General features: G+C 53.1%; 22 protein-coding genes and 1 riboswitch. Of the genes, 8 read left to right on the forward strand and 14 right to left on the reverse strand.

Annotated elements, in window-relative coordinates; translation table 11 throughout:
* Positions 1–7: 7 nt before the first annotated feature.
* Genes RHH53_RS08400 through RHH53_RS08415 form a run of 4 tightly spaced genes read right to left on the reverse strand, consistent with a single transcriptional unit; the run spans position 8 to position 3,885 of the window.
* Entirely contained in the window at positions 8–742 is a 735-nt protein-coding gene (locus tag RHH53_RS08400) for an SDR family oxidoreductase (protein ID WP_310743669.1), read from the reverse strand.
* Positions 739–2,097: an FAD-binding oxidoreductase gene (locus RHH53_RS08405; RefSeq protein ID WP_310743670.1), complete on the reverse strand. Its 1,359-nt coding sequence runs from the start codon at positions 2,095–2,097 to the stop codon at positions 739–741. Before RHH53_RS08405 ends, RHH53_RS08400 begins: the two co-directional genes overlap by 4 nt.
* Positions 2,075–2,482 (reverse strand): GtrA family protein, encoded by a 408-nt coding sequence (locus RHH53_RS08410; RefSeq protein ID WP_310743671.1) that lies wholly within the window; start codon positions 2,480–2,482, stop codon positions 2,075–2,077. The genes RHH53_RS08405 and RHH53_RS08410 overlap by 23 nt, the downstream gene beginning before the upstream one ends.
* Positions 2,479–3,885 carry a UbiA family prenyltransferase gene (locus RHH53_RS08415; RefSeq protein WP_310743672.1) on the reverse strand — a complete coding sequence of 469 codons (1,407 nt, stop codon included), beginning with the start codon at positions 3,883–3,885 and terminating at the stop codon, positions 2,479–2,481. The genes RHH53_RS08410 and RHH53_RS08415 overlap by 4 nt, the downstream gene beginning before the upstream one ends.
* Before the next feature lie 239 nt (positions 3,886–4,124).
* Here RHH53_RS08415 and RHH53_RS08420 point away from each other — a divergent pair, with 239 nt between their 5' ends.
* Genes RHH53_RS08420 through RHH53_RS08440 form a run of 5 tightly spaced genes read left to right on the forward strand, consistent with a single transcriptional unit; the run spans position 4,125 to position 7,394 of the window.
* Positions 4,125–5,084 carry an SPFH domain-containing protein gene (locus RHH53_RS08420; RefSeq protein ID WP_310743673.1) on the forward strand — a complete coding sequence of 320 codons (960 nt, stop codon included), beginning with the start codon at positions 4,125–4,127 and terminating at the stop codon, positions 5,082–5,084.
* Between the two features lie 3 nt (positions 5,085–5,087).
* Complete coding sequence (purS, locus tag RHH53_RS08425) at positions 5,088–5,357, forward strand: phosphoribosylformylglycinamidine synthase subunit PurS (protein ID WP_206199780.1); 270 nt, start codon at positions 5,088–5,090, stop codon at positions 5,355–5,357.
* A gap of 5 nt (positions 5,358–5,362) precedes the next feature.
* Positions 5,363–5,968 (forward strand): hypothetical protein, encoded by a 606-nt coding sequence (locus RHH53_RS08430; RefSeq protein ID WP_302676104.1) that lies wholly within the window; start codon positions 5,363–5,365, stop codon positions 5,966–5,968.
* Entirely contained in the window at positions 5,965–6,690 is a 726-nt protein-coding gene (gene purQ, locus RHH53_RS08435) for a phosphoribosylformylglycinamidine synthase subunit PurQ (RefSeq protein WP_302678045.1), read from the forward strand. The genes RHH53_RS08430 and purQ overlap by 4 nt, the downstream gene beginning before the upstream one ends.
* A gap of 23 nt (positions 6,691–6,713) precedes the next feature.
* Complete coding sequence (locus RHH53_RS08440; RefSeq protein WP_206201670.1) at positions 6,714–7,394, forward strand: C40 family peptidase; 681 nt, start codon at positions 6,714–6,716, stop codon at positions 7,392–7,394.
* Here RHH53_RS08440 and RHH53_RS08445 read toward each other — a convergent pair.
* From RHH53_RS08445 to RHH53_RS08465, 5 genes are all read right to left on the reverse strand, one after another.
* Positions 7,391–8,554, reverse strand: a complete 1,164-nt coding sequence (locus tag RHH53_RS08445; protein WP_206199783.1) for a GuaB3 family IMP dehydrogenase-related protein — start codon at positions 8,552–8,554, stop codon at positions 7,391–7,393. The two genes, RHH53_RS08440 and RHH53_RS08445, sit on opposite strands and share 4 nt — an antisense overlap.
* A gap of 112 nt (positions 8,555–8,666) precedes the next feature.
* Positions 8,667–9,566 carry a hypothetical protein gene (locus tag RHH53_RS08450; protein WP_302676106.1) on the reverse strand — a complete coding sequence of 300 codons (900 nt, stop codon included), beginning with the start codon at positions 9,564–9,566 and terminating at the stop codon, positions 8,667–8,669.
* Between the two features lie 144 nt (positions 9,567–9,710).
* Positions 9,711–11,894: a glycine--tRNA ligase subunit beta gene (gene glyS, locus RHH53_RS08455; protein ID WP_310743674.1), complete on the reverse strand. Its 2,184-nt coding sequence runs from the start codon at positions 11,892–11,894 to the stop codon at positions 9,711–9,713.
* Between the two features lie 12 nt (positions 11,895–11,906).
* Entirely contained in the window at positions 11,907–14,054 is a 2,148-nt protein-coding gene (locus RHH53_RS08460; RefSeq protein ID WP_302678049.1) for a polyribonucleotide nucleotidyltransferase, read from the reverse strand.
* 70 nt (positions 14,055–14,124) lie between these two features.
* The gene (locus RHH53_RS08465) at positions 14,125–15,150 is read right to left on the reverse strand and encodes a hypothetical protein (protein WP_302676110.1); all 1,026 of its coding nucleotides are present in this window, start codon (positions 15,148–15,150) and stop codon (positions 14,125–14,127) included.
* Between the two features lie 201 nt (positions 15,151–15,351).
* Between RHH53_RS08465 and RHH53_RS08470 the strand changes: the two genes are divergently transcribed.
* Both RHH53_RS08470 and menA read left to right on the forward strand, forming a co-directional pair.
* A complete protein-coding gene (locus RHH53_RS08470; protein WP_310743675.1) occupies positions 15,352–15,741 on the forward strand; it encodes a hypothetical protein in 390 nt (129 codons plus the stop codon).
* Between the two features lie 33 nt (positions 15,742–15,774).
* A complete protein-coding gene (gene menA / locus RHH53_RS08475) occupies positions 15,775–16,671 on the forward strand; it encodes a 2-carboxy-1,4-naphthoquinone phytyltransferase (RefSeq protein WP_206199788.1) in 897 nt (298 codons plus the stop codon).
* Here menA and RHH53_RS08480 read toward each other — a convergent pair.
* From RHH53_RS08480 to metE, 5 genes are all read right to left on the reverse strand, one after another.
* Entirely contained in the window at positions 16,659–16,925 is a 267-nt protein-coding gene (locus RHH53_RS08480) for a DUF5340 domain-containing protein (protein ID WP_206199789.1), read from the reverse strand. The two genes, menA and RHH53_RS08480, sit on opposite strands and share 13 nt — an antisense overlap.
* A 44-nt stretch (positions 16,926–16,969) precedes the next feature.
* Positions 16,970–17,476, reverse strand: a complete 507-nt coding sequence (locus RHH53_RS08485) for a GNAT family N-acetyltransferase (protein WP_225901709.1) — start codon at positions 17,474–17,476, stop codon at positions 16,970–16,972.
* 171 nt (positions 17,477–17,647) lie between these two features.
* Positions 17,648–18,304: an NAD(P)H-dependent oxidoreductase gene (locus RHH53_RS08490; RefSeq protein WP_310453678.1), complete on the reverse strand. Its 657-nt coding sequence runs from the start codon at positions 18,302–18,304 to the stop codon at positions 17,648–17,650.
* Positions 18,305–18,432: 128 nt separating this feature from the next.
* Positions 18,433–18,585 carry a His/Gly/Thr/Pro-type tRNA ligase C-terminal domain-containing protein gene (locus tag RHH53_RS08495; protein ID WP_255521535.1) on the reverse strand — a complete coding sequence of 51 codons (153 nt, stop codon included), beginning with the start codon at positions 18,583–18,585 and terminating at the stop codon, positions 18,433–18,435.
* A gap of 253 nt (positions 18,586–18,838) precedes the next feature.
* Positions 18,839–21,091 (reverse strand): 5-methyltetrahydropteroyltriglutamate--homocysteine S-methyltransferase, encoded by a 2,253-nt coding sequence (gene metE / locus RHH53_RS08500; RefSeq protein WP_310743676.1) that lies wholly within the window; start codon positions 21,089–21,091, stop codon positions 18,839–18,841.
* A 291-nt stretch (positions 21,092–21,382) separates the two neighbouring features.
* Positions 21,383–21,528: riboswitch (cobalamin riboswitch) on the reverse strand.
* A gap of 151 nt (positions 21,529–21,679) precedes the next feature.
* Here metE and RHH53_RS08505 point away from each other — a divergent pair.
* The gene (locus RHH53_RS08505) at positions 21,680–22,129 is read left to right on the forward strand and encodes a SufE family protein (RefSeq protein ID WP_302676115.1); all 450 of its coding nucleotides are present in this window, start codon (positions 21,680–21,682) and stop codon (positions 22,127–22,129) included.
* The last annotated feature ends 48 nt before the right edge of the window (positions 22,130–22,177 follow it).

The following is a 22,177-nucleotide window of genomic DNA, read 5'->3' on the forward strand; positions in this document are numbered from 1 at the left end:
GGGCGGTTTACAGAGACAGTCGCTTAAACAAGGGTTCAGGAACCCAACGAATGATCACCATGATCCAGCACCAAATGGGTCGCACATAGATCACATCTTTCTTTTTTTCTATCCCTGTGTAGATAGCAGTGGCCACTTCCTGCGGCTGAGCAGTGAGTAGGGGGGGCAACTTCATGCCCTCGGTCATCCGTGTCCTCACATAGCCCGGCAAAACCGTTAAGACTCGAACCCCCGATTTGGCTAAGCGCTGCCGCAACCCCGACAAAAATGCGGTGAACCCAGCTTTCGCAGAGCCATAGAAGTAGTTACTCGCCCGCCCCCGTTCCCCCGCCACAGAGGAAATCCCCACTAACGTCCCAAACCCCCGCTGCTCAAACATATTGGCAAAGAGACTCAAAATAACGGCTGGCCCCTCATAATTGGTGCGCATCACTTCAAGGGTAAGGGATAAATCTTGCTCACATGCCTTTTGGTCTGGCATAAAGCCAACAACGCAGATCACGATCGCTGGTTGCTCCGGGAGTTGCTGGATAAAACTTGCATGGGTCTCCACCGCTAAAACATCAAATTCATGGACACTGACGGGCACGCCGTAGCGTATTTCCAGATCTGCTTTATCTGGCTCTAGGCGACTCACCTGTCGTGCCGCCAATTGAATCGGATAGCCTTTAGCCGCAAAGCGGTGGGCGATCGCCCGCCCCATATCGGAAGTTGCCCCCAAAATCAGCACAGGCGCCCTCATAGATGTAACCTCTTCGACTGTTCCGAAGCAAAGTTCACCGTCCACTGATGGGCATTCCTAACTTGAACAAACCTCTCTACCCGAGCATCGGACTGGCGCAGGCGCATCGGCGTTAAATGGCTATCCTTGGCAAGGTAAAAGCGACCCCCATAGTGTAGGGTGATCTCCTCCAGTTGATCCAAAACCTTGAGGGTGCGTTGCGACATCGGAAAGTCCAAGGCCAAGGTATAACCCGCCATGGGAAATGAAAAATAACCCTGTTGATCCCCCAACTTCTTCAAGACCGCCAGAAAGGATCCCGCTCCTGCAGCTGACGTGGAATGCAGTAACGCCGATAAACCTTCACGGGCAGTGCTCAGGGGCAAGACACATTGGAACTGGACAAAACCGCGCCGCCCATAGATGCGATTCCATCCCAATAAGCTATCAAGGGGATAGAAGAAAGTATCCCAATCCACAAAGGACTGACCCGCTTTGCGTTGACTGTTGAGGAAATACAGTTGATTAAAGGCACGCACGGTCAATGAATTCAAGGCACCATTGGGAAAATCCACGGGAATCGAGAGTTTGCGTCGTTGCGGAGTCCGCAGTGGCCTTTGGCGATATTTGGCTGGCAACTCCTCCCGTGTGGCGTGTTCGCCCAGCATGAGCACAGACCGTCCTAACTGCGAACCAGTCGCCAGACAATCAATCCAAGCCACGGAGTAGGTCACGTCCTGAGCCGCCTCAAAGAGATTAATGACCTCGTCTAAATGCTTGGCGATGCGGGTGGTTTGGCGAATCCAAGCGGTTTCAATGGGGCGCAAGCGAAAGGCTGCCCTGAGGATCACCCCCGTCAAGCCCATTCCCCCCACCGTCCAGTAAAACAAATCCTGATTTTCGGAAGGGGAGCAGCGATAAATTTGCCCCTCGCTGGTGAGGAGATCCAGCCAGTCCAAACTGTGAACAAAACTGCCCTCTTTGTGGTGATTCTTTCCATGAACATCAGCCGCAATCATGCCCCCCACGGTGACAAACTTTGTACCGGGGGTAATCAAGGGAAACCAACCGCGAGGCACAAAGATCTCGAGAATCTCCGCCAGCAGCACCCCCGCCTCAGCAATCAATTGACCCGTGTGCGGATTAAACCCCAATAGGCGATTGAAGTGGCGCATTTGCAGCGTTACTTCGCTATTGAGGGCGCTATCGCCGTAGGCGCGGCCATTACCGCGGGCAATGAGCGACAAGCCACTGTTGAGCAGCTGCAGAATTTCGGATTCTGAGCGCGGACAATACACATGACAGGTCTGCACAGGATAACGTCCCCAGCCGCAGAGCGGTTGTAGATAGCTCCTATGGGTGATGGGAAAAGACATATCGTTTATCTAAGTGATACTTGACCACGTAGCCAATGGCTAGACCAATAATGGCGCCAATTTCGCGCATGAAATGGCTTTGCCAAATCAACCAAAAGACAGTTTCAAATCCCCAAAAGATGGCCGTTGTGAAAATCCCCATCGAAGCATACAGACTAAATTGACGGCTATAGTGATGCACACCCTTTTTATGATCAAAAAAAATCCAGCGCTTATCCAGATAGTATTTCACTACCAAACCCACGAGGGTACCCACTGCCACTGCGGTTATAAAATAAGGGAAACTATTATCAATGAGTAATATCATCCTTTGAAAAAATAAATTCATAAAGGTGGCAATAACCGCAAAAACTGTATAGCGAATAATCAGAGTTTGCAAACTCATAGAATCCCACCAAGAATAAAAAGAACTAGGCAGATCAAGAAACAAATTTGACTTTGGCGATCTTTAATTGCATAAACAATTGGATCATCGTGCATCAAACCCCGATGGGTAATCATAATGGTTCTTGTAATCCAGTATAGAAGCACACAGCAAATGCCCCAGAGCACCTGTGGTCTTGTGTAAAGAAGCTGCACTTGGGGAGAGTTGATATAGAGCGCCAGCACCAAAATTGAGACATAACCCGCCCCAATGGCCATCATGCTAATAATCGGCAAATCGTCAACGTGGTAGCCCCGACCACTGGCCTTGAGTTGTTTGCGGTGACGATGATCCACCAGTTCTGCTTGCCGCTTGACTGTTGCTAGGCAAAAGAAGAAAAAGATGGAGAAGGCCAAAAGCCAGACACTAAGGGAAATTTTTGTGGCAACCGCACCCGCAAAGATGCGAATGGTGTAAAGACCAGCCAGCGTGCAAATGTCAATAATAATCCGTCGCTTTAGGTAAAAGGAGTAGGCAGTTGTGAGACCATAATAGGCCAGCAGAATGCCCAGAAATGGCCAACTAATGGTGGTGGCGATCGCCATTCCCAGTCCTAAAAGCACCAAAATCATCCAGATGCCATGACAGAGGGGAAGATCTCCAGCAGCAAAGGGACGATGACGCTTGCGGGGATGGGCGCGATCGACCTGCAAATCCAAAAGATCATTTAAGACATAGACACTGGACGCCGTCAGACTAAAAGCAGCCACTGCCACCAGCGAAATCCAAAAGGTTGGTAAATCAAATTGATGTGCCGCGAGCATTGGCACAAAGACCAAACTATTTTTCACCCATTGATGGGGGCGGATTTCTTTCAGGTAGGGTTGAATGCTTCGTTTTGCGGTACCTAGATGTTCAACATTAGGATTAACTTGCTCTACTTTCTTGCGCAGCCGAGGTGAGGCATTGACGGTAATTGCTTTGGCCGCAACTGCCCAAACGGGCAAATCAGCCTCAGAATCCCCCATATAGATAAAATTTTTCTCACCAAAACGCTCTACGATAAACCTTGCTTTATGCTCTCCCTTCAAATTAAGCTGGCCATCAGACCCATAAACCTCATCAAAAACCCCTAAATGGGCAGCAATCTTATCAGCAATGAGTTGATCAGTGGCAGTGACGAGAGCAACCTTACCCCCCTTTGCTTTCCAAGCTTGGATATACTGAATAACCTCCGAGTTATAGGGCAGTGCTGTAACATCTATTTCAGAGAGTTTAGCTAATTTTCTTTTGATTTGGGCGCGATGAAAGCTTCTTATTTGAAAGAATATAACTAGAGACTGAGCCAAAGAAGAACAGATTAATTCCAGCAAAATATCCGTCCTCAGCAGTGTATTGTCTAGATCGATAAGAAGATAAACCATCTTTTACCGTTTAAGACTTGCGCTATGTTCTTGGTCAGCTTAAAGTAAGCTACCGCTTAACCCATTTTTTTCCATGAGCTGCATGATGGTATTAACCGAAATCCTTGCTCCATGGTGCCAGAATCAGCACTCCTAGGTCAGCTAAAGGCGAGTAACAGATTATGAATTAGCCGCTGCTGTAGCCCAACCTAGGCCGCCAGCTACTAGAGTAGTAGTGAACTGATTCGGGAACGGAAACTATGGGTGAACTCTTTGGCCTGCTGTTTCTACTGGGGTTTGGAGGCTGGGGTATCGCTAACTCTGTGCGCATTGTCAATCAGGGCAATATGGCCTTGGTGGAGCGGTTAGGCAGCTATAGCCGTCGCTTGGAACCGGGGCTAAATTTTACAGTGCCGTTCCTTGATCGCGTGGTCTTTGAGCAAACGATTCGGGAAAAGGTCTTAGATATTCCGCCGCAGCAGTGTATCACCCGTGACAATGTGACGATTACCGTGGATGCCGTTGTCTATTGGCGGATTATTGATATGGAGCGCGCCTACTACAAGGTGGAAAACCTGACGATGGCAATGGTGAATCTGGTGCAAACGCAGATTCGAGCAGAAATGGGGAAGCTAGAGCTGGATGAAACCTTTACCGCCCGCACTCAGGTGAACGAGAATCTCCTGCGGGATCTGGATATTGCTACCGATCCTTGGGGGGTGAAGGTGACCCGTGTGGAGCTGCGGGATATTGCCCCCTCGAAGGCGGTTCAAGACTCGATGGAACTGCAAATGTCCGCTGAGCGCAAAAAACGCGCTGCGATTCTCACCTCTGAAGGGGAACGGGAAGCAGCGATCAACTCGGCTCGAGGTAAAGCGGAAGCTCAAGTGTTAGCCGCCGAGGCCGAACAAAAAGCCGCTATTCTGGCAGCGGAAGCAGAACAAAAAGTGGTGGTGTTGCGTGCCCAAGCGGAGCGCCAAGATCAGATTTTGCGTGCCCAAGGAACTGCAGAAGCAATGAAGATTATTGCCGCAGCACTGCGTGAAGATCCGAAGGCGAAGGAAGCCCTCCAGTTTCTCCTTGCTCAGGGCTATTTAGATATGGGACGCACCATTGGCCATAGTAATAGCAGTAAAGTACTATTTATGGATCCCAGCAATATCCCGGCAACGATTGAGGGTGTGAAGTCCCTGATCGAGCAGTCCTCCCGCGAGGTATAGTCCATGGCACAATTTCAGGCACAGGTTTTTGTTACGCTGCGACCATCGGTGTTAGATCCCGCAGGCGTCGCGGTACAGGCGGGAATTCATCATCTGGGCTATACAAATGTGCAATCGGTACGCATTGGCAAACTGGTGGAACTCACCCTAGAGGCCAGCGATCGCGCCACTGCCGAGGCACAACTCACCCACATTGCCGATCAACTGTTGGCCAACCCCGTGATTGAAACCTTTCGCATTGAATTGCAGGAGCTGGCAACTGCCGCAGGATAGGCACGATGTTCAACTGGTGGGATGATCTATTAGCCAGTATCGAGGCGGGCATCAAGGCCGGGATTGAATCGGGATTACAGTCCTTGGCGGAGACCCTTGCCCCCTTGCTTCAGGTACCGGAACCTGCAGCCCCGTTCCAACGCATTGCCCTTTTTCGGGCGGGTGTCGATCAACCCATTGCTGGCTCTGGTCTCAGGGTTGAAGGCGCCGCTTGGTATCTGGAGTCCCACTGGCCGCAAACAATTCCCCTCTTTGAACTGCCGGAAGCCCACCTGTGGTTGGAAGTGCCTTCTGCCCAAGGGGGAGATCAGTTGCTCCTGTGTCGCGCCCTAGTGAAAACCGGGATGCTGCCTGAGGGAGGGCAACTGGTTCTCAGCCGCAGTCAACCCTTTGGTTGGACATTTTCGCGCACGGTTTCCCTCGTGGGCGATCGCGATTGGCATCTGTGTGAAGTGCCTTTTCACCTGAAACCAGAACCCCAGACCCCCGGCTTGATTAAAATTGGGGTGGAATTCATGGGACGCGGTGTGGTCTGGCTACGGGATATTGAGCTACTCCATGCCCCTGCCAAGTTAAAGCCGATTACTGACGTGATGGATGGATTGCTGTGAGTCATGCCCTAAACGTGGGGATTGTGGTTTTTCCCGGATCCAATTGCGATCGCGATGTGGCCTACGTCACGAGTGAGATTCTCGGCTGGCCCACTCAACTGCTGTGGCACGAAGAGACCCATCTGAGTGACTATGATTTGATTGTGCTACCGGGGGGCTTCAGTTTTGGTGATTATTTGCGCTGTGGGGCGATCGCCCACTTCTCACCAATTATGTCCGCCGTCAAAGACCATGCCGCCGCTGGCAAATGGGTGCTGGGCATTTGTAATGGGTTTCAAATCCTGACCGAGGCCAAACTGCTCCCCGGTGCTCTAGTGCGCAATCGGGACTTGCATTTTATTTGCGATCGCGTGTATTTGCGCTTAGAAGCCAAGGAACGCCCGTGGCTACAGGCCTATGGCGATAAAACGGTGATTCGCTTGCCCATTGCCCACGGTGAGGGCTGCTACTACGCCGATGCCGCCACCCTCGCTGAACTGGAAGCCAACCGCCAAGTCCTCTTTCGCTATGCCGATGCCCAAGGGAATGTCACCCCTGAGAGTAATCCCAATGGTTCGCTCAACAATATCGCGGGTATTTGCAATGCTGCTGGCAATGTGTTAGGAATGATGCCCCACCCTGAGCGCGCCGCTGACCCCGCCTTGAGCCACTCCCCCAGTGATCACACGTTGGATGGCCTGCAATTGTTCAAATCGCTTTTGATGGCTGCGGCTGAGGTTTAGAGGTGTTTTCGTCTTTGGAGGCGATGCAACTTCATCAACTGACGGCAACCGTCAACCTCTATGATGCCCCCACGGGCGATCGCTTGGCGACCCAAGGGGCAGCAGGACGCTTGCTCTGGGCACCTGCTTTGGGGGCTGAACGTACCTACGTGCAACTTGCTGAGGATGAATACTGGGGCTGGCTGGATCCACAGGATTACCGCCATCTCACACCCGCCACTCAGTCCTATCAACCCATTGCCCGCGATCGCGCCTACATCGAGGCTGTCCTTGAAGAGGTGATTGCCTTTTGCTGCGCGGCACAGCAGGTTCCCCATGAATATCTCTGGGGCGGAACCGTTGCCCCCAACTACGACTGTTCTGGCTTGATGCAGGCCAGTTTTGCCAGTCAAGGCATTTGGCTGCCCCGTGATGCTTATCAGCAGGAGGCCTTTGCCACGCCCCTAGGGAGCAACTCCATTGAGGAAACCTTACCCCAGCTTCAGCGGGGTGATCTGGTGTTTTTCGGTACGCGTGAAAAGGCGACCCATGTGGGTCTCTATCTGGGGCAGGGACAGTATATCCATAGCTCTGGCAAAGAATATGGCCGCAATGGCATTGGCATTGATACCCTCTACCCCAGTGAAGATCCCGTCAGCATCGCCTATCAGCAGCAGTTTCGCGGCGGTGGCCGCATTGACTATAGCTATCTGCCCCTAGGCTAGCGCCCCATCCCCAGTTTTTGCGCTTTTTGATAGACCTTGCCTTCCGTGAGCAGGGAAGGAGCAATGACAATCTCCACCTGCTGCATTTCCCGCAGATCCTTGGCGCCAAGGGTGCCCATACTGGTTTGCAATGCCCCAAGAAAGTTGTGGGTACCATCATCCAACTGAGCCGGTCCCCGCAGAATCTGCTCAAGGGTGCCAGTGGTGCCGACATGAATGCGCGTCCCCCGAGGCAGCACCGGACTAGGCGTGGCCATCCCCCAGTGATAACCGCGACCGGGGGCTTCTTTGGCACGGGCAAAGGGGGATCCCATCATCACCGCATCTGCGCCGCAGGCAATACACTTGCAGACATCGCCACCCGTGACAAGGCCCCCATCGGCAATCACAGGCACATAGCGTTGCGTCTCTTCAAAATAGGCATCCCGTGCCGCTGCACAGTCAGCGATCGCCGTGACCTGAGGCACCCCCACCCCAAGCACGCCCCGGGAAGTACAGGCTGCCCCCGGCCCAATCCCCACCAGAATCGCTGCTGCACCACAGTGCATGAGACTGAGGGCCACCTCATAGGTGACGCAATTCCCCAAAATGACGGGCATTGGCATCCGTTCACAAAAAGCAGCAAGATCGAGTGGTTCTGTCCCCTCAGGGGCAAGGTGAGCCGGTGAGACGACCGTGGCTTGGACAAAGAGCAAATCGGCCCCCGCCGCTGCCACAACATCGCCAAAACGACTAGCCCCCGCTGGGGTTAAACTGACGGCAGCAATCCCCCCTTGGGATTTGATTTCTTGAATGCGTTTTTCAATGAGGTGGGGCTGAATCGGCTGGGCATACAACTGCTGCATCAGGGGCACAAATTCATCAACACTGACGCTGGCAATGCGTTCGAGAATCGGTGCTGGATCTTCGTAGCGGGTTTGAATCCCCTCAAGGTTGAGGACGCCCAGTGCCCCCATTTGGCTGAGTTTGACGGCCATCGTAACATCCACGACCCCATCCATGGCACTGGCAATAATCGGAATTTCCCGTTCAATGGAACCAAGGCGCCAGCGGGTATCGGCCAGCTGGGGATCAAGAGTGCGGTTGCCGGGGACAAGGGCAATTTCATCAATACCGTAGGCGCGACGGGCGGTGCGATGTCCCCCTAGTTGAATCGTCATGGTGTTCCTCGCAGTAGGTGGGCTAAAGGATCAAGTACGGTGTCTAAGTTGTTGTTGACAGTGCAACAAATTTACAAAAATTTACAACACTTCGACAAGCCATGCCTTGGCGCTAGTTCAATGGGGGATTGGGCGATCGCCGAACCGGGCGAAAGGAGGTCGGACGCGGCGATGTGGGCGATGAACCGGGACGCTGAGGGCGCTGGGGACGGGCTGGCCGTGCCTTGGCTTTCTTGGGCTTCTTGATTTTGCGGGGGGGCAAAATACCCACCGTGGCTGCCTCCTGAACCACTAGACTTGTGCCCTGTCGCTGTACCTGAAAGTCCCAAAAGTATCCGGGTGACTTCATAGGCACGGTTCCTGTTAGTTTCAGTTTGAAAGCTTTGGGTTTCTCGCCCCGCCGACGCGGCAACTGTTGAATTTTAACGACGACAAAGTTCTTTTCTTGGGAGTTGAAGATCACTTCTCCGCGTACAGAAAAGTAGCCGTCATTAACGCCGGGATCCGCTGCTGCGGCATTGGCCTGTTGCAGGCGTTCCGGTTCCCATACACCCACAATTTGCAGGTGCAGCTTCACCGCTTCTTTGTCAACGTCGCGGGTGCGGGGATAGACCACCCAGAGGTGGGGTTCATTCAGGTCGAGATATTTTTTAATCAGGTTCATCACCTGCCCCAAGAGGACGGTTTCAATTTCCACGCCATCCTCGGTCATCATCACCCCGCGGTTGAACTCCTCCTCCGAAGCGGGTACATAGCGACCGCGCACAACCCCGATCGCCCGATATTGCATCCGTTCACTGGGGGGTGGGATCGGCTGGGGACGGGAAGGAAGATCTTCTTGCTCAGAAATCGCTTCTTCAGGAGCAGTATTGACCTTGGGCGGTGAGCTACCCGCTACCGCAACACCGAGAATTTCTGGGCGAGATTTGGTTTCTAACTCAGGGGAAGGCGTTGGCGGAGTCGCTGGGGTCTTCTTGGCGCGGGGGCGCTTGGCCGGGGGTTCAGCAGTCATGGCAATTCTCGCAAACAGTCTAAACACCAACTGAGCACCTGTTCAGATGAACAGGCCACGGCAATTCTCAATTGGGGTACTCTCAATTATGCGTTGCCGCTGTGAGCTAAGCAACACTTTTGTTCCTGCCAAAAGTTGTGAGAACTATGAGCTGGATGCAACGCTCTCGATTTGGACGATCGCCCCAAAATCGCCAATAATTGCCGCACAATTGCGCAATAGACCAAGGAGCGCTAAGCGATTGGCACGTACCGTTGCATCCTCTGCCATCACCAGTACACTTTCCTCGCCATCGAAGAAGCGACTGACAATCGGAGCCAAGGAGGCTAGGGCACGAACAATCTCGCCATAGGCGCGCTGCACTTGAGCTTGCTGGACGGTGGGCAAGATGTCCTTGAGGGCGGCATAGAATTCCTTTTCAATGGGGGCTGCGAGGTGCTTGGCCTTGACGGCACGGATATTCAGGCAGTCTGTCCCTAGGGTGCCTTGGCGTGCCAAGCGAGCAGCGCGGTTTACCGTGGGGTAAATCGTCATCAGTTCACCGGATTGGCGCAGTTTTTGGAGAAATTGGGCGCGATCGCGGGCATCCACCACATCCCTGAGGGCACGCGTCTGCAACCCCGGCTGATCCTCTGGAATGACGGCATTCACCAAGTCATACTCAATGCCGAGTTCTTCTTGCAGTAGGGTTCGCAGCCGTTGGCTAAAAAACTGCCGCAGTTGCTGCTCTAAGTCAGCGGCACTGAGCTTGGCGGCAAATTGGCGACAAAAGGCTTGGGCAGACTCCTGTAGCAGAGCGAGGAAATCCAAGTGATGTTCCCCCTGCCAGAGAATGGTGATCACGGCATTGGCAGCCCGCCGTAGGGCAAAGGGATCTGATGACCCCGTGGGACACAGGCCGATACCAAAAAGGCAGACAAGAGTATCCAAGCGATCGGCGAGTCCCACCACCTGACCCGTGAGACTTTGGGGCGGGCGATCGCCAGCAAAACGCGGCAGATAATGCTCAAAAATCCCCGTCGCCACCGCTGGCGCTTCCCCGGAGACCGTGGCATACACTTGCCCCATGTAGCCCTGCAGTTCCGGAAATTCCCCTACCATCTGCGTCACTAGATCCGCTTTGCACAGGCAGGCCGTGCGTTCAATGGCAGCAACGTCCGCAGCCGCACAATTTAAGGCGGTGGCAATTTGGCGAGCCAGCACAGTTAGCCGCTCCACTTTGTCGGCCATGGATCCCAATTCATCTTGGAAGGTAACCGTGGCTAGTTTGTCGCGGTAGTGCTCTAGGGGCTGTGCCGTATCCGCCTTGTAGAAGAACTCGGCATCCGCTAGGCGAGCACGAATCACCCGCTCATTCCCAGCACGAATCAAGGGGGTGGCCGCCGGGTCGCCATTGCTAATCGTGATGAATACAGGGAGTAGCGCTTGGCGAGTGGCATCGGTGTACACGGGAAAATACCGCTGATGGGACACCAATACGGTGGTAATCACCTCAAGGGGCAGGGCAAGAAACCGCGCTTCAAAACTTCCCAAAACCGCCGTTGGCCATTCCACGAGGTGGGTGACTTCCTCCAAAAGGGGCACCTCTAAATCCACCCATCCCCCCGCTTCCGCAGCAAGGGCAGCAATTTGCTCGCGAATCCGTTGCTGGCGAACCTCTGGATCCACCAAGACTCCCGCCGTTTCAAGGGCAGCTTCATAGTCTTGGGCATGCTTGAGGACAATAGCCCCTTGAGAAAGGACGCGATGGCCATAGGTGGTGCGATCGCTGGCAATGCGCACGGAATGGCTCTCCAAGACCAAGGGCAGCACCTGATCCTCCCACAGCAGCACTAGCCACCGAATGGGACGCGAAAACCGCAAATCCCCATCCCCCCAGCGCATGAAGCGGGCACCCTCAAGGGCGGCAATCCACTGTGGTGCCAACTCGGTCAATCGTTGGGGCGTCGGTTGGCCGGGGCGAACTTGCTTGAGATAGACCACCTCCCCTTTTTCCGTGGGACGGATTTCAATTTCCTCAAGACGACCTTGGCGCGATCGCAAGAACCCCAATAGGGCAGGGGTAGGTTCCCCCTCGCGAAAGGCCACGCTGGCCGCTGGCCCTTTGATTTCAATTGCTTGATCGGGTTGCTGGGGCGGCAACCCCTCAATCAGTACCGCTAAGCGGCGCGGGGTTGCCCAGACTTTGACTTCCCCCTCCAGTCCCTGTTCCTTGAGGGTTTGGGGAATCAGGGTATGCCACTGGCGCAGGGCACTACTGACAAAGCGGGCGGGGAGATCCTCGGTTCCCACCTCTAGGAGGAACGTATGCGGTGATGACTTGGGCATGGTGACCATGGGCTAGATAACGGAGCTACTGCGGGCGGCTTCGGCCTCGTCGGGATGAATACCAAGGCGGGTCAAGTTAATGCGACCTTTGCTGTCCACCTCACGGATTTTGACGACAATTTCATCGCCAATTTTCACTTCGTCCTCGACTTTGCCAACGCGATATTCCGCCAACTGGGAAATGTGGATCATCCCCTCCTTGCCGGGGAGAAACTCGACAAAAGCGCCAATGGGAATAATCCGCGTCACCTTGCCCAGATAGACATCACCGGCGTTGAGCTTTCGCGTCAGACCCTCAATGGCCGCCCGTGCTTGCTTGGCGTTGGTTTCATTGGGGGCAGTAATGGTGACCAGCCCTTCTTCACTAATATCCACCTTGACGTTGTATTGCTCGGAGATACCGCGCACGGTTTTACCACCGGGACCAATGACAAGGCCAATCATATCGGGGGGAATTTGCAACGTCAGCAGTCGTGGCGCACTGGGGGGCAGTTGTGGACGGGGTTTGTCCAGCACCGCCAGCATTTTCTCAAGGATATGGAGCCGTGCCGGACGTGCCTGTTCGATCGCCTGCTTGATCACGGCAACGGGCAAGCCAGTAATTTTCATATCCATTTGCAGGGCGGTAATACCGCTATCGGTGCCGGCTACCTTGAAGTCCATGTCGCCAAGGAAGTCTTCAATCCCCTGAATGTCGGTGAGGATGCGCACCTCATTGCCCTCCTTGATCAGCCCCATGGCCGCCCCACTGACGGGTTTACGGATCGGTACCCCGGCATCCATCAAGGAGAGGGTGGAACCACAAACGGATCCCATGGAGGTAGAACCATCGGAAGAGAGCACCTCCGACACGACGCGAATCACATAGGGAAACTCCTCTTTGGGAGGAATGACCGGTTCGAGGGCACGCTCGGCGAGGGCACCATGGCCAATTTCCCGCCGCCCGGGCGATCGCAGGGGTTTGACTTCACCCACAGAGTAGGGGGGAAAGTTGTAGTGGTGCAGATAACGTTTGCTGTCCTCCGGATGCAGATCATCGAGGGCTTGGGCATCGGCAGGAGAACCGAGGGTGGTCACAGACATCACCTGCGTCAAGCCGCGATTAAAGAGGGCACTACCATGAACCCGCTCTGGCAGAACCCCCACCTCACACCAAATGGGACGCACTTCATCGAGACGGCGGCCATCCACTCGCACCCCTTTTTCAATAATTTGCTGCCGCATGAGTTTCTTCGTCACGGCCTTAAAGAGGGTAGGCAGGGCTTTCGGGTTTTCCGCTGCCGCCACTGCGACCGGGTGATCCGCTGGCAGGGCAGCAATTTCTTGGGCGATCGCCCCTTGCACCTCATCGAGGGCAGCATCGCGAACATTTTTGTCCTTTTCAAAGCGTTTGAGAATGGCTTTGACCGGTTCAACAGCGCGATCGTAGATGAAGTTTTCCAAGGTGGGGTCGATCGCCGGCGGTTCCGCGTGGACAATGTCAATGCCCAATTCCTTGAGGAGATCCCGCTGCGCTTGAATCAGGTCTTGGATCACCTCATAGCCAAAGTCAATGGCTTCAATCATGTCGGCTTCGGGCAGCTCATTGGCACCGGCCTCCACCATCACCACGCCATCGGGAGAGCCGGCCACGACCAGATCTAAGCCACCGCGCTCAATTTCTTTGTAGGTGGGGTTGATAATAAACTCATCCCCCACAAGGCCCACCCGCACTGCTGCCATTGGACCATTAAAGGGAATTTGCGCCAAAAGAACAGCGATCGAGGCTCCCGTTACCGCCAATACATCGGGGGGAACATTTTCATCCAAGGAAACCGTCGTGGCTACTACTTGCAGATCATCGCGCAACCATTGGGGAAAGAGGGGGCGCAGCGGCCGGTCAATCAGGCGACCAATGAGAATCGCTTTTTCGGGGGGGCGACCCTCACGCCGTAAAAAACCGCCGGGAATCCGCCCAGCGGCATAGAGGCGCTCTTCGTAATCCACCACAAGGGGTAAAAAATCAATGCCTTCGCGAGCGGCGGCACGATTCGCCGTCACGAGTACAGCCGTTTCTCCCGAACTAATGAGAATGGAACCGGCAGCTTGGGGGGCAAATTTTTGCAATACTACCTTAATATCCCGTCCATCTAGGGGGATAATCTTTTCTAGACCCTTCATTGGCGTTCTATTTTTTCCTTCTTCCTATTTCTTTCTCTCTACTAGGATAGCCGCTTCTGCCACTCATCCGCTAAAGTTCAAGGATCAGCCGTGTGCCCCCAAGGACGGCAAGACTGGGGGTGGCTGTCCAGCTTTGGGTTAATAAAATTTGTATCAGTTCTGCCGATCGCCGGCTGCTGGGGCTGTCCTGTAACCCCAAATAGAAACTGGCAGAGTGGTGGCTATCTTGACCGAGCACTTTCAACAGATCATCAGCGTAGTGAATGGCTTTTTCCATCTGGGTTTGCAAGTTAGTCCACAGATCGACATTGCGAAGATTGCTCAGGGTTTCGGCCACCACATCTTGACGGTGTTGAATTAGGATGGTTCGCGGCTGTAGCTCTGGCGGTAAATCCGCAAAGAAAATGGCCGGGCCATAGCCAATGAGATGAACCATCTCCATCCATTTCGTTTGTGGCAGCAGCAATTGGCGGACAATGTGGCAGGCAAGGGCAGTAATAATTAACCCTTGACTATGGGCGACAAGGTACAATTCGGCTCCCGCTTGTAACCCCTTGACGATTTCATAGGCCAACCGCAGGGTGGGACGCGGCGCGCCGGCTGGAAAGGCACCGTAGAGATACTGGACAAAATCCCCCCAGCCTAATTTTTGTAGGAACGAGAGGTCAAGGAGTTTCGTTAAGTCAGCGGTGCTATTGATATCGAGGGGGCGCTGTTGCAGTTGGCTCGGTTGGGCGATCGCTAGAATATCGGCATCATCGGCAAGGTCTTTGCTCACCAGTTGGCTAAGGAGTTTGGCATACTCATAGCGGCGATCTTTGCTGGGGTCTGGGGCTGGGGTCTGGAGCCAAAAACGGTAGAGTTCTGCCTTACCGAGGAAACTTTCCAAGAGATCCGCTTGGAAGCCATGGGTCTGATTGTGAATGCCCCGAATTTCTAAAGGATAAGTCGCTGTGAGTTCGGCAAGGCGGTTCAAATCCCGCCGTTGCTTGGCAGCATCGCTCCCTATCCCATTCACATGGAGTAAACGCCGCCGTAGGGGGACGCTCAGGGGGTTGCCGGGCAAAATAATCGTACCGTCTAGGGGAGAGGTCATAGGGAATTTGGAAAGTCTAATGAGAGAATTTGGTGAAACGCAATAAAAGGCGGCTAAATTGTGATCATCGTCACAGTCATTCTATCGGGGGATGGGTCATACTAAATAGTGACTCAGTACTATCCGAGTCATCAACAGGGAACACACAACGAGCCGACAGACTGTAGGTAAGTTTGTCGGTTTTTTTTTAGAATTTCAGGCATGCCCCACAAAAAGATCACGGTTCGTTTAGATGCTGAACTCTATGGCCAACTCCAACGCTGGCAAGTCCAGCAGGGATGCGGTTCCCTTAGTGAGGCAATTCGTAAAATTTTGCAACAATCTCTTCAGCCGACGGAGATGGCCTGTCCCACAGTTTTGCAGCGACTGAGTGCCCTAGAACAGCAAGTGGCCGCCCTTGAACGCCGACTGTGTCCGCCTCAACCCACTATCGAAACGCTGACGATCGCGGAGCTAGAGCGGCTGACTCGCCCACAACTGGTGGCCTTAGCGCGGGACTTGGGCATCTATAGCTATAAGCTGAATAATCCAACGTTGCGGCAGGCCATTTGGGCAGCGAAACAAGCGATCTATGGACAGGAGCGGCAATGATATGCTGACGAAGGTGACTCAAGTATGGGTGAGATGGCTAGTCCGTCAGAATCGATAGATCGCTCCCGTTTGTGGTGGGCGGCGATTAAACTGCCCATGTACAGTGTGGCAGTGATGCCCATTTGGTTGGGCACGGCGGTGGCGATCGCCGAAACGGGAAGGGTGCACTGGTGGCCTTTTGGGTTGTTTCTGACAGCGGCAGTGCTGATTTTGGTTTGGCTGAATCTCAGTAATGATGTGTTTGATGCCGAAACGGGGATCGATCGCCACAAGTACCATTCGGTCGTCAATCTCACGGGCAAAAAGCAACTCATCTTCTGGCTGAGCAACCTCTGCTTACTCTTGGGGCTACTGGGGATTGCGGCCATTAGTTGGTTGCAACAGGATGCAACGGTTTTAGGGTTGGTATTGCTCTGCTGTGCCCTAGGCTATAGCTACCAAGGCCCGCCCTTTCGTTTGGGCTATTTGGGCTTGGGGGAGCCGATTTGTTTTATCTGCTTTGGACCTTTGGCGATCGCTGCTGCCTACTATAGCCAAGTGCAAACCTTTAGCCCTAGTATTTGGCCAGTGGCTATCCTCAATGGTCTAACGACAACACTGATTCTTTTTTGCTCCCACTTTCACCAAGTGGCCGATGATCTAGCCGCTGGCAAACGTTCACCGGTCGTGCGCTTAGGGACGGCTCGCAGTGCTCAACTGGTCTATGGTGCCTGTGGTCTTTTTTATGGGGTGTTGCTGGCCAGTGTCGCATGGGGAATCCTGCCATGGCCAACACTGCTGGCTTTGAGTTCACTGCCTTGGGCGATTTATTTGTGCCAGCGGATGGCGCAATTTCACAGTGTCCCTGAGCAGATCAAGAACTCGAAATTTATTGCGGTGCAACTGCATTTTTGGAGTAGCTTGCTCTTGGGATTGGGTTACTTGCTCTGAGCTGGGGGGCGATCGCGATTCAGCGACCATTGGTACTCCACACTGCCGCCTCTCAATTGCCATTCCTCCTCAAACTGCTTTTGCAGCCGCAGGGCTTTGCGCAGATGAATGACCGCACTATGGAGTTGCTGGTAACCACTGGAGTGGGGAGGGAGGGCGGGCAACGAGACCTGTTCCAAAATTTGCAGCGCTAACTCGTAATGGATGTGGGCAGGAACAGGAATCTCATCTGAGGGGGCAGAAGAAAGAGTCACCGGGGCAGACACCTCCAAGGAACGACTATCTAGATTTCCGCTTTCTAGCGGCGGCGGGGACGGCGATAGGTCAACCGCTCGGAGCGATCGCGCTCGTAGGCAATCAGCCGGCCATAGATTTCGTGCTTGGTTAAGTTTAACGAAAAAAAGACATGCCGCCGCGGATTGCCAAAGCCCTTACGCGTAAAGAACTTCACTGCGGGCGTGTTGGCCGGATCGGTATCCACCAGCATAAATCGCGCCCCCTCCTCAATCATGCGTTCAATGAGCTTATCTACGAGCTTGTCGGCAATCCCCCGCCGTTGATACTGCGGATGTACCCCCAGCCAGTTAATGTAGCCATAGACCCAAGGGGCTTTGCTAATAATTGTGCCTAAGATAAACCCTGCCACTTGCGAGTCGGCTTCGGCCACCAGACAGTATTCGGGATCGGTGTTGTAGAAACCAATAACCTCCCACTCATCCCAGATGCGATACAGCGAGGGATACAGATCACTGGTGAAGAGTTCCTCACCAAGGTGAAATACAGGGGCAATGTCGTCAATGCCCATCTCGCGAATAATAATGTTGGTGGGTTCAGAGCGCTCTTCTTCTTTGGCGGGAACGATTTCTAAATCAACTAAATTGTGGTCAATGGGATCATCGGTGTGCAAAGACATACAAACGTTTGTACCGAGCTATTTCTAGCTTAGCCCATGTCCAGCGGGGTCAATTCGTGAACCTTAGCGCACTTCCACAACTGCCTCTAGGGGATAGCGTACCTTGGGCAAAGTCGCATAGTTGTCATCGGCCGCTCGATAGCCCGCTGCACATAGAACGACGGCATGATAACCCTGGGCAGGTAGACCGAGAAGGCGATCATATTCTTGGGGCAAGAAACCCTCCATCGGGCAGGTGTCAATGCCCAGCAGCGCCGCCGTCACCATAAACTGACCCAAAGCAATATAGACTTGGCGGGTTGACCATTCATCAACATTGAGGGGGTAGGGGGGTGACTGCAAAAAGCCCTTGACCAAGTCCCCATACTTTTGCAGATTTTCCACTGCGGTTTGGTGGACTTCCGCTTGCCGTGCAAGGTAGCGATCGACGTCCGTAGCATTGAGATTGGTTTTAATGGCAAATACCACTAAGTGGGAGGCATCCACCACCTGCCGTTGATTCCAAGTGTGGGGGAGCAGGGCTTGGCGTAGCGCAGGCGTCTCAATGACGTAAAACTTCCACGGTTGCAGGCCAAAGGAAGAAGGAGCCAGTACCAGACTTTGTAGAAGTGTTTGCCACAGATCCACAGGAATTTTGCGATTGGGGTCAAATTTCTTCGTGGCGTAGCGCCATTGCAGTTGTTGCAAAACCGTTGTTGGTGAAATCGGTGTTTCAGTCATTCTGTTCCCTAGAGAATTGATTAGAGCGATTACCCAAAGGGTACGCTACGCGATCGCGAGAACCACTCGCCGCTCATTTTGACAAACTATTAAAGGTGAGGTCAACTGCCCTGTAGATCAATTGCCCACTATTGCCACTGAATATCGGCATCGATCGCAGTCATGGCAGAGGTGAGTTTTTCAACCAGTTCCTTAACAGGGAAAGCGCCGACATCTCCTGCTGCACGGGTGCGGATACTCACGGTCTCGCTTTCGACTTCCTTGGCACCCACAATGCCCATCACAGGAATTTTCTAGGTTTCAGCATTGCGGATTTGTTGACCTAGCGATCGCCCGTACGATCCACACTCATGCGGATGTCCCATCAGCCGAGGTCAGGTGCCCCTACCAATCATGGAGCAGGTCTTTAGGCATGGGGCAGCCTGCTTACAAGCATTGCCCCGCTAATCGCAGGAATGGAAACGCAGTTTTGAGTGGTGGAAAAATCCTGCGATTTTAAGGGGGCAACGGTGCGCTGGCAGCGACAACAGATCCTCAGTTGGTAAGACGAGCCCCTCGCAATTGCTGGGCGGCGGCCACCATGTTTTTCAGTGAGGGAATCACTTCCTCCCAGCGACGGGTTTTCAGACCGCAGTCTGGGTTAACCCAAATCTGGTCACTGGGTAGATGGGCGATCGCAGTCTCCAGCTGCTGAACCATCTGCTCAACAGTGGGAACTGCCGGACTATGAACATCATAAACACCATTGCCCACCTGCTGTTGATAGCCGGCATCAGTAATTTCAAAGAGCGTTTCATTGTTACTGCGGCTATTTTCAATGGACAACACATCTGCATCTAGGCGCTCGATATGTTGAATAATGTCGCCAAACTCCGAATAGCACATGTGGGTATGAATTTGGGTTTCTGGCTTAGCCACACCAGCCGCCAACCGAAACGCATCGACGGCCCAAGCCAAGTACTCCTGCCAACGTTCCGGCTTGAGGGGTAATCCTTCCCGTAAAGCGGGTTCATCAATCTGGATAATCTTTGCCCCAGCAGCTTCTAAATCGGCCACTTCATCCCGTAGAGCCAAGGCAATCTGCATCGCCTGTTCGCTACGCGGAATATCGGTGCGGGTAAAAGACCAGTTAATCATTGTTACCGGCCCCGTCAGCATACCCTTGACGATTTTTTGTGTCAACGATTGCGCCACCTTAAACTCTCGCACCGTCATTGGCTCGGTTCGCGCTACATCCCCATAAATAATGGGTGGACGCACACAGCGACTGCCATAGCTTTGCACCCAGCCGTGTTCAGTAAAGACAAAACCAGTGAGCTTCTGGCCAAAGAATTCCACCATGTCGGTGCGTTCAAACTCGCCATGCACCAATACATCTAGGCCAATTTCTTCCTGAAATCGAATGCATTTGGCAATTTCAGCATCAATTGCTGCTTGGTACTCAGCAAGGGTGATTTCTCCGCGCTTGAGCTTCACCCGCAATTGCCGCACTTCTGGGGTTTGCGGAAAAGAACCAATGGTAGTTGTCGGAAAGAGCGGTAAGGTGGGCTGCAGTTGGCGGCGTTGTTTATAGGGCATAGCCCGTTCCAGATCGTTGACGGTTAAATTGCGCAACCGCTGTTGTACCACTGGATTCACAGGCCTAAATTCCTTAAAGGCCTGCCACTGGGCTTCAATCTCTGCCAATTGGGGGTGCTGGGCAAGGGCTTTGGGACTCTCCTGCAGCGTCTGTGCCAATAGCACCACCTCATCCAACTTTTGTTCGGCAAAACTCAACACCCGCCGCAATGGCTCTGGTAACTTCACTTCTCGTGCTGCATCGTAGGGGACGAATTGTAAAGAGGCTGAGGGGTGCAACCGGATATTAGTTGTGATACCCTGAATCGCTGCTAAGGTTGACACGACAGGTTCTGGGCAAATTTTCCAAATGTTTCGGGCATCCACAATACCCACTCCCAGCTGTTTATCCCTTGGGAAACCATACTGCTGCAATAATGCCAAGTTCTGCCCACGGGTAAAATCTAGACTAATGCCGGCTACGGGCAACGTCACCACCCAAGGATAGGCAGCGCCGAGATCATCAAAGTAGGTCACTAGGTAAATCGGCAAGCCAACTTGACAGAGCGCATCAAATGTTGATTCATACAATTCCCTGAAGTTGTTGGTGTCCCCAAAAACCAAGGCAGGTTCGTGGATTTGTACCTCAACCACCCCTAGGTTCTTCAATTCAGCCAACAGGATAAGATAGCGCTCCACTAGGCAAGACAACGCTTCCTCTAGATTCATCTGCAGCCGACTCAGCCGTAGCAGGGTTAAAGGCCCTAGCACCATGGGAACGGCGCGATCGCCCAAGACCCTTTGGGCGCGACCAATGATGCCCAGAAAATCACTAAAGTCCGCTGCCTGAAGAGGCTGACTCATTTCGGGAACCAAGTAGTGATAGTTGGTGTCAAACCATTTGGTCATCTCAAGAGCTGGAATCCTCTCTTTGCCACGAGCCATTGCAAAGTATTGCTCCAGCCCTGTAAAGGCTTGATACCGCTGTGGGATGAGGCCGAGGCGGACACTCCAGTCAAGGACGGGATCGTAAAAACTGGTATCGCCAACGCCAATGCGATCAATGCCAGCCTGCAGTTGCGTTTGCCAATTTGCCAATTCAATCTCTTGAACTGTTTGTAGCAAATTTTCTTGATTGTATTTGCCATTCCAAAAGGCTTCCAATGCCTTTTTCAGCTCACTATTTTTACCAATGCGGGGGTAGCCTAGCGTTGCAGTTTGAATGGTCATTGTTGCAGTACCCTGAGTTTTGACAGTTCTCTCAATAGACAAAGAAAGATAGCTGTTTTCAGCCCAACAAGCAGTACACTTCCAGCATCATCAGCAGAACCTAACGTGGGTCACTGCAAGAGCAACCCCTTGTCTAAGTGCTTGTAGGTGCTTGAAAATCTCCAAAATCACTTGTGCTACAGCAACGGCAGCAACGTTGCGAGAAAAGGGCGGTAGGGGGGTTCTTTACCTAGGCAAATTAATGAAAATTGAAGCATGAAGAACATCATCTGTACCTCGCAGATGTTGGCATAACGACATTCACAACTCGGCGGGCATTCTGACTGAGAGAGTAGTGCCTCTCATCACAGCTGCGGGACAGCGGCAGATTTGCACTGCACTTTCCCCCTTGCGTCTGATGGCTGATCCCCACCAGAACCGAGTGAGTACATTCAAGGCTAACACAAGTTATGAGTTAAGGGTAAGAGCACGGCGGTCTATTGGTATGAAAAGCTGCCCCTAGGTTGACTGCTGCCGTTATTGTGCAACTGCTGAGGCTAAAATGAGAAATAGCTATCATTTTTCTCAGCAGCGTTCTTCTAGGTAAATATGCCCTCCGCCTGCCAGCCTTTACCGGCTTCCCTCGATCGCATTGTTCAGCGGTTCCAACAGATCTCAGATCCAAAGCGGCGCTATGAATACTTACTGAGCTTTGCAAAGCGCCTGCCGCCATTTCCTGAGGAGCAGAAGGTTGCCGCCAACCGCGTACCCGGCTGTGTCTCCCAAGTGTACGTGATGGCCTCTTTAGAGCAGGGCAAGGTGATTTTTCAGGGGGATTCTGACGCTCAAGTGACGAAGGGATTAGTGGGGCTATTGGTTGAAGGGTTGAGTGGGTTGACACCTGCAGAAATCCTCCAGTTAAAACCTGACTTTATTCAGCAAACCGGACTGAATGTCAGCTTAACCCCCTCGCGAGCCAATGGCTTTTACAACATTTTTCGAACGATGCAACAGCAAGCCCTAGCCTATCACTTGGCCGAGACTTCGTGTCACACTTAAAAATCTCAGCTGATGGGACTACAGCAGCAAAAGCTGGGCTGGGTGCTA

Origin of the sequence: Thermosynechococcus sp. PKX82 (genome assembly GCF_031583255.1) — a bacterium.
GTDB lineage: Bacteria > Cyanobacteriota > Cyanobacteriia > Thermosynechococcales > Thermosynechococcaceae > Thermosynechococcus.

Coding starts and splice junctions, on each gene's coding strand:
- RHH53_RS08400 (WP_310743669.1), bottom strand. CDS start 742: ATGAGGGCGCCTGTGCTGATTTTGGGGGCAACTTCCGATATGGGGCGG.
- RHH53_RS08420 (WP_310743673.1), top strand. CDS start 4,125: ATGGGTGAACTCTTTGGCCTGCTGTTTCTACTGGGGTTTGGAGGCTGG.
- metE (WP_310743676.1), bottom strand. CDS start 21,091: ATGACCATTCAAACTGCAACGCTAGGCTACCCCCGCATTGGTAAAAAT.
- RHH53_RS08505 (WP_302676115.1), top strand. CDS start 21,680: ATGCCCTCCGCCTGCCAGCCTTTACCGGCTTCCCTCGATCGCATTGTT.
- RHH53_RS08415 (WP_310743672.1), bottom strand. CDS start 3,885: ATGGTTTATCTTCTTATCGATCTAGACAATACACTGCTGAGGACGGAT.
- menA (WP_206199788.1), top strand. CDS start 15,775: ATGGCTAGTCCGTCAGAATCGATAGATCGCTCCCGTTTGTGGTGGGCG.
- RHH53_RS08465 (WP_302676110.1), bottom strand. CDS start 15,150: ATGACCTCTCCCCTAGACGGTACGATTATTTTGCCCGGCAACCCCCTG.
- RHH53_RS08405 (WP_310743670.1), bottom strand. CDS start 2,097: ATGTCTTTTCCCATCACCCATAGGAGCTATCTACAACCGCTCTGCGGC.
- RHH53_RS08460 (WP_302678049.1), bottom strand. CDS start 14,054: ATGAAGGGTCTAGAAAAGATTATCCCCCTAGATGGACGGGATATTAAG.
- RHH53_RS08485 (WP_225901709.1), bottom strand. CDS start 17,476: ATGGGCATTGACGACATTGCCCCTGTATTTCACCTTGGTGAGGAACTC.
- RHH53_RS08495 (WP_255521535.1), bottom strand. CDS start 18,585: ATGGGCATTGTGGGTGCCAAGGAAGTCGAAAGCGAGACCGTGAGTATC.
- RHH53_RS08450 (WP_302676106.1), bottom strand. CDS start 9,566: ATGACTGCTGAACCCCCGGCCAAGCGCCCCCGCGCCAAGAAGACCCCA.
- glyS (WP_310743674.1), bottom strand. CDS start 11,894: ATGCCCAAGTCATCACCGCATACGTTCCTCCTAGAGGTGGGAACCGAG.
- RHH53_RS08440 (WP_206201670.1), top strand. CDS start 6,714: ATGCAACTTCATCAACTGACGGCAACCGTCAACCTCTATGATGCCCCC.
- RHH53_RS08490 (WP_310453678.1), bottom strand. CDS start 18,304: ATGACTGAAACACCGATTTCACCAACAACGGTTTTGCAACAACTGCAA.
- purS (WP_206199780.1), top strand. CDS start 5,088: ATGGCACAATTTCAGGCACAGGTTTTTGTTACGCTGCGACCATCGGTG.
- RHH53_RS08445 (WP_206199783.1), bottom strand. CDS start 8,554: ATGACGATTCAACTAGGGGGACATCGCACCGCCCGTCGCGCCTACGGT.
- RHH53_RS08470 (WP_310743675.1), top strand. CDS start 15,352: ATGCCCCACAAAAAGATCACGGTTCGTTTAGATGCTGAACTCTATGGC.
- RHH53_RS08410 (WP_310743671.1), bottom strand. CDS start 2,482: ATGAGTTTGCAAACTCTGATTATTCGCTATACAGTTTTTGCGGTTATT.
- RHH53_RS08430 (WP_302676104.1), top strand. CDS start 5,363: ATGTTCAACTGGTGGGATGATCTATTAGCCAGTATCGAGGCGGGCATC.